This window comes from Shewanella yunxiaonensis, assembly GCF_018223345.1.
In the GTDB taxonomy this organism is placed as follows: domain Bacteria; phylum Pseudomonadota; class Gammaproteobacteria; order Enterobacterales; family Shewanellaceae; genus Shewanella; species Shewanella yunxiaonensis.
In genome coordinates this window covers 2,378,601-2,392,210 of the sequence record NZ_CP073587.1, presented here as the reverse complement: position 1 = coordinate 2,392,210, position 13,610 = coordinate 2,378,601, and the positions used below count along the sequence as shown (strand labels likewise).

The window sequence follows — 13,610 nt, the reverse complement described above, 5'->3', positions numbered from 1 at the left end:
TCATACCCGCTGAAATTTCAGGAAAATTTCTGTTACTTGAATGTAAATTGCTGCAGCGTGAGTTATGTTTATACAACAATAAACCGGTATTGAATTTGCCGGATAATCTTTCCCTGAAGGTAATGCGTTGAAAACAAATCCACAAGGCGCGGATTTTTGGGTGCGTCGTATCAGTGAGCAGGAGATGCCTGCTCTTGGTTCCATGATCCGCACACTCGAGCAGCTTGCGAAAGATGATGTGTCCTCGATGGGGGTCTTGGGGCGCAGTATTATGCACGATAATGCCCTGACTTCGCGGGTGCTGCGGGTGGCTAATAGTGCTATTTACAACAAAGGCATCAGTCAGGTGACGACGGTAAGTCGTGCTGCTGTTGTGCTCGGCTTTGATGTAATCCGCAATATCTGCATAACGGCGAAATTGCTGACCAGCTTGCTGGAAAGCAAGAATATGTCGGAGTCTGTTTATCATCGATTGCTTAAGTTAATGGCCAATTCCTTTCAGTCAGCCATGTTGACCAAGATGATGTTGGCTGAGCATGATGAGGAACTGCAGGAAGAAGCATTTATCGCAGCCTTGTTATACCAACTCGGTGAAAGTGCATTCTGGAGTGCTGCTGGTCAGCAGGCAGATGAACTGGATAGTTTGTTAAACAAGTGCAGTGACAATATGTGTCGTTTAACGACCACTCGTGAATACTTGGGCATTTCCTTTAATCAGCTGACGCAGGGGCTCGCCAGAAACTGGGGGCTAGGCGAACTGTTGATGAAGTCACTGGTAAATCCTGATGCGCGCACGCCAGAAGTTCGTACTATTTTTCTTGCCAATAAACTCAGCGATGCGATGGCGGGCGGCGAAGACTCCTCTGCCGAGTTGCAACGGCGTCTGCAACAATGTGCCGAACTGATGCAACTAACTCCCGGTGAGTTTAAAAAGCGCTTGCAGTATTGTCTGGAAGATACCCAGCGTTTAACAACTGACTATGGTGCAAAAGTGCTGATGGAATATTTGCCGAAGAATGGCGTATTAAACGAGCTGGCGTCCCCTCCGCAATATCAGATACGAGAGCCCAATATCAGTGGGTTATTGGAGAAACTCAGACAGCTGACATCCTTAGCTCAGGACAAAGCCGATTTTAATCAGGTAATCCAAATCGCGTTGCTAGGGATGCTAGATGGGATTGGATTGGATCGTTGCGCGGTGTTGCTGTTATCACCCAACCGGAAAAGGTTACAGCCAAGAATTGCCCTCGGTGATGATGCAGAGTTGATGAAACAACATTTTGCACTGGAAATTAATGAAGAAACCCAGCTGCTTAAATATTGTCTGGAGCGACAATTACCGTGCTGGTCAGGTAAAAACGCTCCAGAGTTTCCGCCAGCAGGCAGCCTATTGCAACGAACGTTGCCAGAGCTGGGCTTCCTGATGGCGCCTTTGCGGGTCGAAAATAAAATTATTGGCATTTTTTATGGGGATCGCGCCAATAGTAACCGTGACATAACCCAAGCAGAATTCGACAGTTTTACTCATGTTGCCCAATTAGCGAATCTCTGTTTCTCGCTGGCATTCAGGAGCCTTTAGCTGCTGTTTTTTTACGAAAGACCTTAATTTGATCGGTGATCCTCGGGGCTAATTCATTTGGGATCGGGAAACTGAGATGGTATTGCAGAATTTTCCAGCCATCTTCGGTCAGAACCATAGTGCCGGTGCCCCGGCATAAACCGTAATTCGTGTTATCCAGAATTTCGTCAAAGACAACGACATCGCCGTGGCGAACCATTGTTCGGGACTGGGTTTTGTAGCTCCATCCCTTACTGGTTCTGGCATAACGTTCAAAATCTTGCATACTCCAATGCTCAGAGATATCTGTACCAACAAATCCGGCATCGTCAGTAAATAACTCAAAATAGCTGTCCCAATCTGCGGCAGCAGCACTTCGGTGCAGCTGATCAAGCACCGCGTCTGCTTTTATCGTCTGCGGATTGTGGGAAACTTGATTCAAATTGGTGGGTTCATCCGCATATACCAGCGAGAGCGGAGAACAAAAAACTAGCATTAAGGCACCAGGCAAAAGTGCGGATGTTAAATTTCTTATACTCAACATAATGTTTACCTGAGATTTTTTTACATTAGTTTAGGCTGCTTGATAGGCGGATGCCAGCGCTTAATAGGCCGGTGAACGGTAAAATTGATAAAAAAAAGCTGACAGCATAAAGACAAAAATATGCAGCTGTCAGCAACTGGTAGGAGTTTTAGTATGAACTCAGGAAGAACAAGGGAGTTAGTCAACCATAAACTGCTGATACAACAACTTACGCTGTTGTGGGCTCAGATTATCGAAGTAACTGGTTAAAAATCTCAACATCCGAGATTTCGATACATCTGCTTCCACAGACAAATCCGTCAATTGCTCGATGGTTGGGCTACCCAAGGTAAAAGTCGCCCGCTTCAGCGGACAAGAATTCTGGGATGGCAGAAATTCATTGTCCTGACCAGCAAAATGACGGTGCAAAGTGATGATGTTGTCACGTTCGACAACATCATGTCGTTGCTCGTAACGGCGCTCTTTGCCGAGCGCATAAAGGATGGCGTCCTCAATAAATTCGTCTATGGATGGACGCAAATTCTGTACGCTTGCCGCACGATTACATTGCGTAGCGTTTTTCTTCAGATCTGCCAGACCCATACTGCGCCCCCATAGCGTTGACTTTAAGGTTCATGAATTTTTTGCGAAGTTCTGCCGCGCTGTTGACCTGCAGCACTTCACAGGCAATACCACGAATTTCATCCGCAGCTTTACCTTTTGGTTCAATTTCCAACACGGAACGACCTGATTCTTCACTATCATCGTAGATATTGCGGCTGAAGGTGACATTGTCCAGCACGTTGATGTCATAAGTGCGGCAAACCTCTTTCGCTTCATCAATACGTCCAGCCTGACTTGGCAGGTTAGGGCATTGAGTAATTACAAAGGATGCTTGCATCTTGGGGTTAATCATCATACAGGTAGCCACTACATCATCCATATGGCTGACGGTCTTAAGGTCACGACGTTTCGGGCGTAATGGCATCAACACATGCGATGCAACAGACATGGTGGCACGCAGGGCCAGATTATCTTGTCCACCACAATCGACAATTACTACGTCGTAATGTTGCTCGAGGCTAAGGAGATCATTACGAATTTTTCCGTATAACTGCACACAGTTAATACTGGTTAATTCTGGGTGTTGGTTGCGTGCCTGGATCCAGTCAGAGGTGGTTCGTTGGGGATCGCAGTCCACCATAATGACCGCAGCGCCACATTCCTTTGCTAAAAACACCGCAAGGTTCTGTGCGACGCAACTTTTACCACTGCCACCTTTTTCTCCACCAACCAGAATGATCATAATCCGTTCCTCACCTGTAGTTGCGGAACTTACGAGACAACCCTGTAAGTAGCGCGACCGGCATATTAATTGACTTGTTAAATCTAATGTTAAATGTAAAGTTTTTTCAGTCAAGTATATGATTTATAGATAAATTATCATAAAGTTTGTCGTCATTATTTTGGCGTTATACTATGGCGCGCCGTAAATATGACACACGGCTAAAAAGCTGCAACATCAGACTAAAAAAATAATATAATCAATATGTTGAGTAGTTTGACACTGTCATAAACTCGCTATGATTTGTTACGGTGCTGCAATAGTTATATAAAAGCCGTATTTTTTAATTCATTTGGAACTAAAAAATTAGTTTATATATAAAAAAATATTATAAATAGGTTGGGATTTATTGGCTAAGTTATTGATGATTAAGATCACATGCCGTGCGGTATTGAGATCATGATCATTTTTGAAGCATGTTCTCAAGGATAAATAATGGATCAGCAATTACTGTTAGAAGCAATCAATCAGACGATGCCTTTTGGTAAGTATGCCGGTCGCAAACTGCTGGAGTTACCTGAGCCCTATCTGGTGTGGTTTCATTCTCGCGGTTTCCCCCCCGGAAAGCTGGGTCAGCAATTGGCTCTGATATACGAAGTGAAACTCAATGGCTTGGAAGGGATGTTAAGGCCATTGCTAAAATGAGACGATGCGATAAAAGTGTGACACCTATTAGTGATTTATGAAGTAAGCCGTGATTTAATGGCATTCGGTTTTATTGACAACAGGAATTGATTCACATGGTAAAACTGGCAAAAATCCTGGCAGCTGCGGCAATGGTTTTCGGTATTGCAACCTCAGCATGGGCCATGGGCAAAGTGCATGAAGGTACTATTCTGGATACGATGGACAGCGGTGGCTATACCTACGTTCAAGTGAAAGAAGGTGACACCACTTTCTGGGCTGCCGGTCCTCAGGTTAAAGTGGAAAAAGGCGACAAAGTGCAGATGGTCGAACAGATGTGGATGAGCAACTTCACTAGTAAAACGCTGAAACGTACTTTTGACAAACTGATGTTTGTTGGTGAGATCGCCAAGAAATAGTTTTTGTTCACCACAAAAATTCCAACACACCCGGCAATAACGCTTCCACGATTGTCGGGTGTTTTTTATTTAACGATTAAAACAGTAAACTAAGTTCCCTATCACGAATTGGTGGGCGCTGTTTCAACGTTGGGTGCTGTTTTTTTATCCTTCAAAAATGCCATCATCCTTCGACGAATTAACTGCAATTATGCTATATCACTGGTTATTCGTTTTAGGAAATACACTGATAACATATTTTCATGTTGCAATGGATTGAACTATCGGCATGTTGCAACAGATAATACGCGGGCACTGCAGAACATCAATAAATAAGATGATATGAAATTTCAATTTTTGAACTATGTCGCTTTTTTTGATGGTACAGCGGAAGCTTCTTTTCCTATGACTCTGGATTTTTCGAAAAGATAAACTTCTTAATGATTCATCAGTGGTGCATAGCAGCATTGGCCCGGCTTGGTCAGACAAACGTTTTTTCGCTGCTCTGTAATTAGGATGCATGCCGTAACTATCGACTGATCCATATGGATTTCGCCTAACGACTGCCGACAGAGCGTTTGCCTGAAGTGTACAGGCAAATGTGACGTCGTATCAGGGCACACAGGAGTTCCTATGGATCCAAATTTAACAGATGATTCCCGCCGCCGTTTCGTAAAAGGCGCAATGTGGGTGATCTCCGCTTCAGCACTCGGCACAGGTGTAATGCTATCGGCAAATGCCAATGCCGCTCCCGAACTTGCGCAATATAAGCCAGTATTTTTTAGTGACGCCGAATGGCGCTTTGTGCTGGCAGCATGTGATCGACTTATTCCTGCAGATGATAATGGCCCGGGGGCATTACAGGCCAATGTTCCGGTGTTTATTGATCGGCAGATGCAAGGTGATTTCGGGCAAGCGAAAGATTGGTATATGAAGGGGCCATTTTTTGAAGCGCCTGCCGAACTTGGATACCAATCACCGCTGACACCCGCGCAAACTTACCAGAAAGGTATTGCCGCAACAGATAGCTATTGTCAGAAGACACTGGGAAAATCCTTTGCCGAGCTGTCAGCTGAGCAACAGGATAATCTGTTAACACAACTACAGCTGGGGCAGATTGACCTGGCGGATGTTAGTGCTAAACAGTTTTTTGAGTTCCTCCTACAAAACACCAAAGAAGGCTATTTTGCCGACCCTATGCATGGAGGCAATAAAGAGATGGCGGCGTGGAAGATGATTGGCTTCCCAGGTGCCCGAGCTTCCTATCTAGAATGGGTGGATTTGCATAACGTTCCCTATCCAATGGGGCCCGTTAGTCTGAATGGTGATAGGGGGTAATTTATGGCTCAGCAACAGAAAGCTGTCGATGTTGTATTGGTTGGGCTGGGCTGGACCAATGCGATCATGGGCATGGAGCTGGCACAAGAAGGCCTGAATGTGTTGGCATTGGAGCGTGGCGAAGACCGTGATACCGTACCCGATTTCGCGTATCCGAAAATGGCAGATGAACTGACTTACGGAGTACGTTACAAGTTGATGGTGAAGCCAGCTAAAAGTACCATCACCGTGCGCCATAGTCTGACGGAAACCGCAGTTCCCTATCGGCATCTCGGTTCATTTTTGCCGGGTGATGGTGTCGGCGGGGCCGGTACTCACTGGAACGGTCATACCTGGCGTCCAATGCCAGAAGAGCTGCGTCTACGCAGTTATGTGGAAGAAACCTTCGGCAAAAATATTATGCCAATGGACATGACTATCCAGGATTACGGAGTCAGTTATGAAGAGCTGGAACCGCACTTTGATTTCTTCGATAAAGTGTTGGGGGTTTCCGGAAAAGCGGGCAATATCAATGGCAAAATTCAAGCAGGTGGTAACCCATTTGAAGGACCTCGAAGCAATGAATATCCATTACCACCGCTGAAACGAACCCTTAACGATGATCTGTTTACCGAAGCGGCCAAAGCGCAGGGATTACATCCCTTCCCGTTGCCCTCATCTAATGCTTCTGAGGCTTACACCAATCCTTATGGTATGCAGTTAGGTCCTTGTAACTTCTGTGGTTTCTGTGAACGATATGGATGTATCAACTATTCCAAAGCATCACCTCAAACCTCGATTCTTGGCGCGCTAAAGCAGCATAAGAATTTTGCTTATCGCACTGGCTGTGAAGTGATCAAGGTGAATCTTGCCGATGATAAGAAGACTGCCATCGGTGTGACATATATTGATGGCAATGGTGAAGAGGTGTTCCAGCCCGCGAAGATTGTGGTGGTGGGGACATTTGCGTATAACAACGTGAGACTCTTGTTGTTGTCAGGTATTGGTCAGCCTTACGACCCGGTATCTAATACTGGCACAGTGGGTCGTAACTACGCTTACCAGATGATGGGCGGAGCAACATTGTTTTTTAAAGACAAGGTGTTTAACCCCTTCATCGGTGCCGGCAGTAATGCCACCACAGTAGATGATTTTGCTATCAACCAGATCGATTTCGCTAAAGAAGGCTTTATTGGTGGCTCCTATTTGCTGGCGGCGCAAACCAATGGCCAACCAATACGTAATCTGCCATTGCCTCAGGGCTCACCTAGTTGGGGGACTGGCTGGAAAAAAGCCGCCAAGGATTACTATGGTCACTCGATGACCATTAGTTCACATGGTTCCAACATGTCCTACCGGGATTGTTATTTGAGCTTGGATCCCAACTACAAGGACAATCATGGCTTGCCATTGCTGCGTTTGACCTTTGATTGGAAAGAAAACGATCTGCGCATGACCCAGTTTATGAAGAATAAAGTAGGGGCACTGGCCAAAGGACTTAATCCTGACTTTTTAAAAATGTCATTTAAGGACATAGGTACGCATTATGATGTGCGGCCCTATCAATCTACCCATAACGTGGGTGGGGCGATTATGGGAACTGATCCCAAAACGAGTGTGCTTAATCGTTATCAACAAAGCTGGGACGTTCATAACGTCTTTGTTCTGGGGTCAAGTTCATTCCCACAGAACCTGCAGTACAACCCGACAATGTTAGTTGGAGCATTGGCGTACTGGTCAGCCAAAGCAATCCGTGAACAGTACCTGAAACATCCCGGCCCATTGGTTCAAGCATAAGGAGCAGCAGATGAAACGCAATCTGATCATGATGCTGTTGCCGTTGGCCTTGTTAGCGACAACTGAAGCACAAGCTTTTGATAAAGCCACCATCGACAAGGGTGAATATCTTTCCCGCGCAGGGGATTGTATCGCTTGTCACTCTATTCCGGGGGGCAAGCCATTTGCTGGAGGTTTAGCAATTGACAGTCCGTTTGGGAAAATCTATTCCACTAACATTACGCCAAGTAAGACTGCGGGAATTGGCAATTACACGCTAGCTCAATTTGATGCAGCGTTGAGACACGGTAAACGAGCTGATGGCAGTAACTTGTATCCGGCAATGCCCTATCCGGACTATGCCATGTTGACTGCCGATGATGTTAAAGCGTTGTACGCCTATTTTATGGACGGCGTTACTGCGGTTGATCAAAAAGCCCCTGAAACCGCGTTAAGTTTCCCGTTTAACCAGCGCTGGGGCATTAGCTTCTGGAACTGGATGTTTGCAAACGATAAGGCCTATCAGGCTAAAACCAGCAAGTCTGATAGCTTCAATCGTGGTGCCTATCTGGTACAAGGATTAGGTCACTGTGGCAGCTGTCATAGTCCACGAGGCATAGCTTTTCAGGAAAAAGGCTATGATGAATCCGATAATAGCTTCCTCAGTGGCGGCAAAATTGGCATCTGGACAGCCCCAAGTCTGAGAGGTGGCGATAAAGGGGCATTGGCAAATTGGAGTAAAGCCGAAATTGTCGACTATCTCGCCAATGGCCGCAATGATACTACTGCCGTAGCCGGTGAAATGACCTCAGTGATTGAACACAGTCTCAGTTATTTGAGTCAGGATGACCTGGCGGCAATTGCCGACTATCTCAAGTCATTGCCTGGAGATGGTAACTCGCTAGCGATGACTGCCGCTGCTACCAAGAAAACCAGTGACGAACTTGATAGTGCCAAAGTGGGCATTAACTCTGGCGCACGTTTGTATCTCGACAGTTGTGGTGCTTGCCATTTTACGCAGGGACAAGGCGCTGCCAGGGTATTTCCAAAGCTGGATGGCAATGCCTTGGTTAATGCCAAAGATCCAAGTGGGTTAATCCATGTGGTGCTGGCTGGTGCACGTTTACCGTCTACCAAAGGGGCTCCAGAAGCATTGGCTATGCCAGCGTTTGGTTGGCGGCTTAACGATGATGAAGTGGCACAGTTGCTCACCTTTGTGCGTCATGCCTGGAATAACCAGGCTCCGGCAGTCACCGCGGCGGATGTCGCCAAAGTACGACAGACGATTCCGCAAACCGTCATGAATGCTACCCGGCCATAAACGCGTAATCCGTTAAGAAAGCCGCCATAGAGGCGGCTTTCTTTTCGCGGTTTCGCAACGAAAACATTATGACTCAACGACTGAAAACTGCTTGCGTTTGTTGAGGTTACCAGCAAGAATCAAGGCGATTTTAGCCTTTATTGAGGTTTTCGCTGGATGGCAGCGACCCTGGTTCTTTATTCTCATGCACAACACCGGCATTTTGCCGCTGAAGTGTCACTCGTTTATCATCAATCCGTACAATCTCTTGCGGGTGGTTTTTATTCCACGGCGCAGTGTAACGCCTGGTCCCGTGCCCCGCGTTCGGAAAAGTACTGGCAGTTGCGTTTACGCCATAGCACCGCTTGGCTGGCGCTCGATAGCGGCGATCATTGTATTGGTTTTGTGCAGGTGGAACGCCAGTATGGGGAAGCGGGTTACATCAGTTGTTTATATGTTTTACCGAGCTGGCAGCGCCGAGGAATAGCGGCACAGCTGATCACTACGGTAAAGCTGTGGGCGCTTCAGCAAGCATTACCAAGACTCAGTACTCACGCCTCAATGCAATCTAAAACCGTGTTTGAGCGGCAGGGATTTCGCAGCCACCATCGTTGCTATCAAGAAAAATCTGGCCAGCAGCTCACGAGTTTTTTAATGTACTGTCCGCTAGTAGAAAAGTTAGCAGATAATAAGGTAGCCACGTCTACATAAAAAACCGGCCTGCGCCGGTTTTTACGTCGTTATCCCATGACACTGGGAGGACTTAGGGTAGGTCAAATACCAGTGCTTCCACATCATTGTTGGCGTTCACTGTCAGCAGCTGTTCATCAGTGATACTGATGCCATCACTTGTGCTAAGCTTGCTACCATTCAGTTCCAGCTCGCCGCCAATCAGATGCAGGTACAAAGTTCGTGTGCTTGTCAGCGGCAAGGTCAGTTGTTCGCTGGCTGCCAATATCAGACGATACACGGTGACATCTTGTTTTATCTGCAACGTGCCATCGCGACCATCTGGGGTAACAACCGCCGTAAGCGCTTCAGTCTGTGCAAAGGCTTTCTGCTGATATCCAGGGACACCGCCAGTGATTGCTGGCTGGATCCAGATCTGTAGAAAGTGCAGAGGTTCCGTTGCCGAAGGATTGAACTCACTGTGATAGATGCCACTGCCGGCCGACATCAACTGAAACTCTCCTGCGGGCAAGTCTTTCACATGGCCGTAGCTGTCTTTGTGGGCAATCGTACCAGAGATAACGTAGCTGATGATCTCCATGTCGCGGTGCCCGTGAGTGGCGAACCCCTGTCCGGGGGTGACCCTATCATCGTTAATCACCCTAAGGGCGGACACTCCCATATAACGTGGGTCGTAGTAATTACCGAATGAGAAGGTGTGGCGGCTCTTGAGCCAGCCAAAGTCGGCCTGACCCCGTTCAGCGGCTTTTCTTACAGTAATCATCAGTAATTCCTCCCAGTTAAAGTTTACGGGCGATAATATTGTCCAGCGATACCTTACCCGCACCAGACACGACCAGGGATAGGGCAATCGCCGCTAATGTCAACGCGTATTCATAGCCGTTATTCGCCATAAACAAACCGTTGTGAATATGTACGGTAAACAGTGCTACCAGCATGGTGAATGCTACTACAGCCGCGGCTGGACGTAACAGCAGCCCTAATAACAGGAACAGACCGCCGAAGAACTCACCGGAACCGGCCAGCAATGCCATCAGGTAACCGGGCGTCAGACCGATGGATGCCATCCATTGACCCGTACCTTCCAAACCATACCCACCAAACATGCCGAACAGCTTTTGACTACCATGAGCCATCAGTGTCAGACCGACAGGCACACGCATAATCAGTGGTGCATAACCAGCATTGTTGCTAACGAGCGTTGCGATAAGTTTTTTCATGATGTTTTCCTCAGTAAATTTGAATCTTGTTTAAATCTGGCTTAGGGAGATTCCCTGTCGTTGAAAGCAAGTCTAGCCAGGTCATTACGGCTTGAAAATCGGAACATTTTGAAGTTAAATTTTAAAAAAATTGAATATTGGAAATTTCATGAATCCTGTGATCAGTCTGGATGCACTTAAGGTGTTGGATGCCATAGATAAAAAGGGCAGTTTCGCAGCGGCTGCCGAGTCGCTTTTTCGGGTACCATCAGCATTAACTTATACGGTACAAAAGCTAGAGCAGGATCTCGGCAGCAGATTATTTGAACGTAAGGGCACACGTGCCCAGCTTACCGATGTGGGGCTGTTGGTGTTGACGCAGGGGCGAGAAATTCTGGCAGCCGCTGCACGTCTGGAAGATGCGGTGCGACAGTTGGAGACGGGCTGGGAAACTGCCGTATCGCTGGCACTGGACAGTATTTTGCCGGACGAGCCCGTGATGAAATCTATCGCAGAGTTCACTCACCTCGGCAAGCAAGTCACAATCAGTCTGTCTAAAGAGGCGTTGGGCGGTGGCTGGGATGCGTTATATTCCGGACGTGCCGATATTGCGATTGGCGTTTCTGGTGAATTACCTCGGGGGCAATATGAACTGCAGCAGTTGGGGGAAGTGGAGTTTGTGTTTGCCATAGCGCCAACGCATCCCTTGGCGCAACACGATGCAGAAATTCCGTCGGAGGCATTATTGCAGTTTCCCTCTATCGTCGTAGCCGATAGCTCGCAGTCATTGTTACAGCGCTCCAGCGGTATTTTTGCCAGTCGGCAGCAGATCCGCGTGTCATCTATGGCTGATAAAGTCCGCTTGCAGCAGCAGGGAACTGGTGTCGGCTTTTTACCGCTGCATCTGATCCGTCAACAATTAGACGAAGGCACCCTGGTTGTGCGCAAGGTCGCAGTGCCCAGACCGCCACTACCTATGTACATGGCCTGGCGAAAAGGGGAATGTGGCAAGGCACTTAACTGGTTTGTGGAACACTTGTGCCGACAGCAGTGGTTTACTTACTGATGCCTGAGCTATCGGCCAACCCGGTAAGATGGCTGGTGTAATACACCATCGGCTGCATTTGGGTATCAAACGCCGGAGTCTGTTGCAATAATCGAATGAAGGCACTGGGTAAGGTCACTTCTGGCAGTGCCTGTTGCCAACGGGCTTCCAGCAGTGCGTCATACCCCTCTTTACCACTGGCGGTGTAGCTGGTGGACACCCCGATATAAAAGTCGTCCCGTTGCAGCGCTTGCCAACCACCGAGATGATCTTGCAATTCTAAGCGAAACAGGCGCTGACCGAGTGCCAGTCGGCCATCATAGAAATATCGTAGGCCGTAGGTATAAGGAAAACTGCCAGCACCAGTACCCATGACACTGTTATTCGTTGCCGCGTTGATTGCTGACTCCAAGACTCGGAACAACGCATCACCGGCAATCTCATATTTCACCAATGGCAATTCAAACGGCAGTAATCTGCCCATCACATCCGCCAGCGTGACCTGTCCCTGCACCAGTGATTGGCGCACGCCTCCGGCGTTATGTAAGGCGAAGTTTACTCGCGGATCCTGAGCTTTTGCCGCCAGAAACATACTCTGGCTGACCCAGGGGGCGATTTCACTCCCGTGAGGCAGGTTGTGACTTGGCAGCCGGGTGTGTAGCAAGGTTTTAGGAACGAAAGCCAATACCTGCTGTTCCATATTGCTGATCGCCGGGCGAAATTCACTGTCGATGACTTGGCTTATCCGTTCGTCCTGCTCATCCCATAAAATGCCTGAATGGTTTGCCAACAGCTCTTGTGCTTCCCGATAATCACTTTCCAAGGCAGCCGTTTCACCGCTGAGCAGAAAATGCCTATCGAGCATAAAGTGGCTGGAGCCTTGTATTTTTGTAACCCGACCTCGGTCATCAAATTCGATATCGGCAATCCCTAAGGTTTCTGCATGTTTCCCGGCATGGACAATGGGGATGCCGTTGATTGATTCCGCATAGGGCAAACAGGGTAGGCCCAAATCGGTAAATTCCCCCATCAGCGTGTGAGTGTGGCCACCGATAATTAGGCTGATATCGGGAACTTCTGTGGCAAGTTGTCGATCCTGATCTATGCCAAGATGACTTAGCAGCAGGATATGAGCCACACCTTGCTGTTTCAGGTAACTCACCGTAGCCTTGGTGGTCGCAATAGCATCAAGAAACACTGTGTCTGGATCCGGTCTTGCTACTTTATTCATCTGATCCAGCGTAATACCGATAATGGCGAGTTTTTGATCATAAAAATCGCGTAACAGATAGCGACCAATTCCTACGTCGTTGTCCCAGGGATAGAGATTATTTAACCCCTGAAAACTGCCTATTTTCTCAGGTCGCTCGTGGCTGATATCCATATTGGCAGCCATCACAGGAAACGAAACCGTACGGATAAAATCTGCCAGCACCGCATTACCATCATCAATATCATGATTGCCAATCGTCATGGCATTCGGCCGCAGTAATTCCAGCAGTCGGGCGTTCGCCCGGCCTTTGAATTCGCTGTAAAACAACGTGCCGTGGAAACTGTCGCCTGCATGCAGAAACAGCATCTCTCGCTGTTGTGCCTGGGCTTGCTGCCGTAGTTTTGTCACTTGCGCGGCAATGCGACTGTAGCCGCCACTGTGGCTCGCTAGCGTAAACTGTCCGTGCTGCAGTTGTACTTTGAACTGCACCAGACTGGGATCGAAATGGGAGTGGGTATCGTTGATATGGGTGAGCGTTAAACGGTAAGTCATAACATCCTCTGTAATTAAACAGAGATTGTACACCTGAAGTGTTACAGCACAAGGGACGTTTTTGTGACGC

The 13,610-nt window shown here is 47.7% G+C and carries 14 protein-coding genes; 8 read left to right on the top strand and 6 right to left on the bottom strand.

Annotated features, from left to right (window positions below):
* The first annotated feature begins 184 nt into the window (after nt 1-184).
* Nucleotides 185-1,579 carry an HDOD domain-containing protein gene (locus KDN34_RS10935; protein ID WP_212596620.1) on the top strand — a complete coding sequence of 465 codons (1,395 nt, stop codon included), beginning with the start codon at nt 185-187 and terminating at the stop codon, nt 1,577-1,579.
* On the opposite strand, the gene KDN34_RS10930 is transcribed toward KDN34_RS10935, so the two are convergent.
* From KDN34_RS10930 to KDN34_RS10920, 3 genes are all read right to left on the bottom strand, one after another.
* On the bottom strand, nt 1,566-2,054 hold the full coding sequence (locus tag KDN34_RS10930) for a nuclear transport factor 2 family protein (protein ID WP_212593818.1): 489 nt from the start codon (nt 2,052-2,054) through the stop codon (nt 1,566-1,568). The two genes, KDN34_RS10935 and KDN34_RS10930, sit on opposite strands and share 14 nt — an antisense overlap.
* 225 nt (nt 2,055-2,279) lie before the next feature.
* Nucleotides 2,280-2,684 carry a hypothetical protein gene (locus KDN34_RS10925; protein WP_212593817.1) on the bottom strand — a complete coding sequence of 135 codons (405 nt, stop codon included), beginning with the start codon at nt 2,682-2,684 and terminating at the stop codon, nt 2,280-2,282.
* Nucleotides 2,644-3,387, bottom strand: coding sequence for an AAA family ATPase (locus KDN34_RS10920; protein WP_212593816.1), 744 nt, complete (start codon nt 3,385-3,387; stop codon nt 2,644-2,646). Before KDN34_RS10920 ends, KDN34_RS10925 begins: the two co-directional genes overlap by 41 nt.
* 474 nt (nt 3,388-3,861) lie before the next feature.
* On the opposite strand from KDN34_RS10920, the gene KDN34_RS10915 reads away from it, so the two are divergent.
* From KDN34_RS10915 to KDN34_RS10890, 6 genes are all read left to right on the top strand, one after another.
* Nucleotides 3,862-4,071, top strand: coding sequence for a DUF3820 family protein (locus tag KDN34_RS10915; protein ID WP_212593815.1), 210 nt, complete (start codon nt 3,862-3,864; stop codon nt 4,069-4,071).
* 95 nt (nt 4,072-4,166) lie between these two features.
* Nucleotides 4,167-4,469: an NrfJ gene (locus KDN34_RS10910; protein WP_212593814.1), complete on the top strand. Its 303-nt coding sequence runs from the start codon at nt 4,167-4,169 to the stop codon at nt 4,467-4,469.
* 612 nt (nt 4,470-5,081) lie between these two features.
* Nucleotides 5,082-5,786, top strand: coding sequence for a gluconate 2-dehydrogenase subunit 3 family protein (locus KDN34_RS10905; protein ID WP_212593813.1), 705 nt, complete (start codon nt 5,082-5,084; stop codon nt 5,784-5,786).
* Nucleotides 5,787-5,789: 3 nt separating this feature from the next.
* Nucleotides 5,790-7,562: a GMC family oxidoreductase gene (locus KDN34_RS10900; protein ID WP_212593812.1), complete on the top strand. Its 1,773-nt coding sequence runs from the start codon at nt 5,790-5,792 to the stop codon at nt 7,560-7,562.
* A gap of 10 nt (nt 7,563-7,572) precedes the next feature.
* On the top strand, nt 7,573-8,862 hold the full coding sequence (locus tag KDN34_RS10895; protein WP_212593811.1) for a cytochrome c: 1,290 nt from the start codon (nt 7,573-7,575) through the stop codon (nt 8,860-8,862).
* Nucleotides 8,863-9,018: 156 nt separating this feature from the next.
* Nucleotides 9,019-9,552, top strand: coding sequence for a GNAT family N-acetyltransferase (locus KDN34_RS10890; RefSeq protein WP_212593810.1), 534 nt, complete (start codon nt 9,019-9,021; stop codon nt 9,550-9,552).
* Nucleotides 9,553-9,604: 52 nt separating this feature from the next.
* Here the strand turns inward: KDN34_RS10890 and KDN34_RS10885 are convergent, their stop codons facing one another.
* Both KDN34_RS10885 and KDN34_RS10880 read right to left on the bottom strand, forming a co-directional pair.
* On the bottom strand, nt 9,605-10,294 hold the full coding sequence (locus KDN34_RS10885) for a pirin family protein (protein ID WP_212593809.1): 690 nt from the start codon (nt 10,292-10,294) through the stop codon (nt 9,605-9,607).
* A 16-nt stretch (nt 10,295-10,310) separates the two neighbouring features.
* Nucleotides 10,311-10,751, bottom strand: a complete 441-nt coding sequence (locus tag KDN34_RS10880; RefSeq protein WP_212593808.1) for a DoxX family protein — start codon at nt 10,749-10,751, stop codon at nt 10,311-10,313.
* 148 nt (nt 10,752-10,899) lie between these two features.
* Between KDN34_RS10880 and KDN34_RS10875 the strand changes: the two genes are divergently transcribed.
* Nucleotides 10,900-11,796: a LysR substrate-binding domain-containing protein gene (locus KDN34_RS10875; protein ID WP_212593807.1), complete on the top strand. Its 897-nt coding sequence runs from the start codon at nt 10,900-10,902 to the stop codon at nt 11,794-11,796.
* Here the strand turns inward: KDN34_RS10875 and KDN34_RS10870 are convergent.
* Nucleotides 11,786-13,540 (bottom strand): bifunctional metallophosphatase/5'-nucleotidase, encoded by a 1,755-nt coding sequence (locus tag KDN34_RS10870; RefSeq protein WP_212593806.1) that lies wholly within the window; start codon nt 13,538-13,540, stop codon nt 11,786-11,788. The two genes, KDN34_RS10875 and KDN34_RS10870, sit on opposite strands and share 11 nt — an antisense overlap.
* Nucleotides 13,541-13,610 lie beyond the last annotated feature (70 nt).

Bases quoted from the DNA above. Each gene is read 5' to 3' on its own strand.
- KDN34_RS10935 (WP_212596620.1), top strand. From the start codon at position 185: ATGCCTGCTCTTGGTTCCATGATCCGCACACTCGAGCAGCTTGCGAAA.
- KDN34_RS10930 (WP_212593818.1), bottom strand. From the start codon at position 2,054: ATGCTAGTTTTTTGTTCTCCGCTCTCGCTGGTATATGCGGATGAACCC.
- KDN34_RS10925 (WP_212593817.1), bottom strand. From the start codon at position 2,684: ATGGGTCTGGCAGATCTGAAGAAAAACGCTACGCAATGTAATCGTGCG.
- KDN34_RS10920 (WP_212593816.1), bottom strand. From the start codon at position 3,387: ATGATCATTCTGGTTGGTGGAGAAAAAGGTGGCAGTGGTAAAAGTTGC.
- KDN34_RS10915 (WP_212593815.1), top strand. From the start codon at position 3,862: ATGGATCAGCAATTACTGTTAGAAGCAATCAATCAGACGATGCCTTTT.
- KDN34_RS10910 (WP_212593814.1), top strand. From the start codon at position 4,167: ATGGTAAAACTGGCAAAAATCCTGGCAGCTGCGGCAATGGTTTTCGGT.
- KDN34_RS10905 (WP_212593813.1), top strand. From the start codon at position 5,082: ATGGATCCAAATTTAACAGATGATTCCCGCCGCCGTTTCGTAAAAGGC.
- KDN34_RS10900 (WP_212593812.1), top strand. From the start codon at position 5,790: ATGGCTCAGCAACAGAAAGCTGTCGATGTTGTATTGGTTGGGCTGGGC.
- KDN34_RS10895 (WP_212593811.1), top strand. From the start codon at position 7,573: ATGAAACGCAATCTGATCATGATGCTGTTGCCGTTGGCCTTGTTAGCG.
- KDN34_RS10890 (WP_212593810.1), top strand. From the start codon at position 9,019: ATGGCAGCGACCCTGGTTCTTTATTCTCATGCACAACACCGGCATTTT.
- KDN34_RS10885 (WP_212593809.1), bottom strand. From the start codon at position 10,294: ATGATTACTGTAAGAAAAGCCGCTGAACGGGGTCAGGCCGACTTTGGC.
- KDN34_RS10880 (WP_212593808.1), bottom strand. From the start codon at position 10,751: ATGAAAAAACTTATCGCAACGCTCGTTAGCAACAATGCTGGTTATGCA.
- KDN34_RS10875 (WP_212593807.1), top strand. From the start codon at position 10,900: ATGAATCCTGTGATCAGTCTGGATGCACTTAAGGTGTTGGATGCCATA.
- KDN34_RS10870 (WP_212593806.1), bottom strand. From the start codon at position 13,540: ATGACTTACCGTTTAACGCTCACCCATATCAACGATACCCACTCCCAT.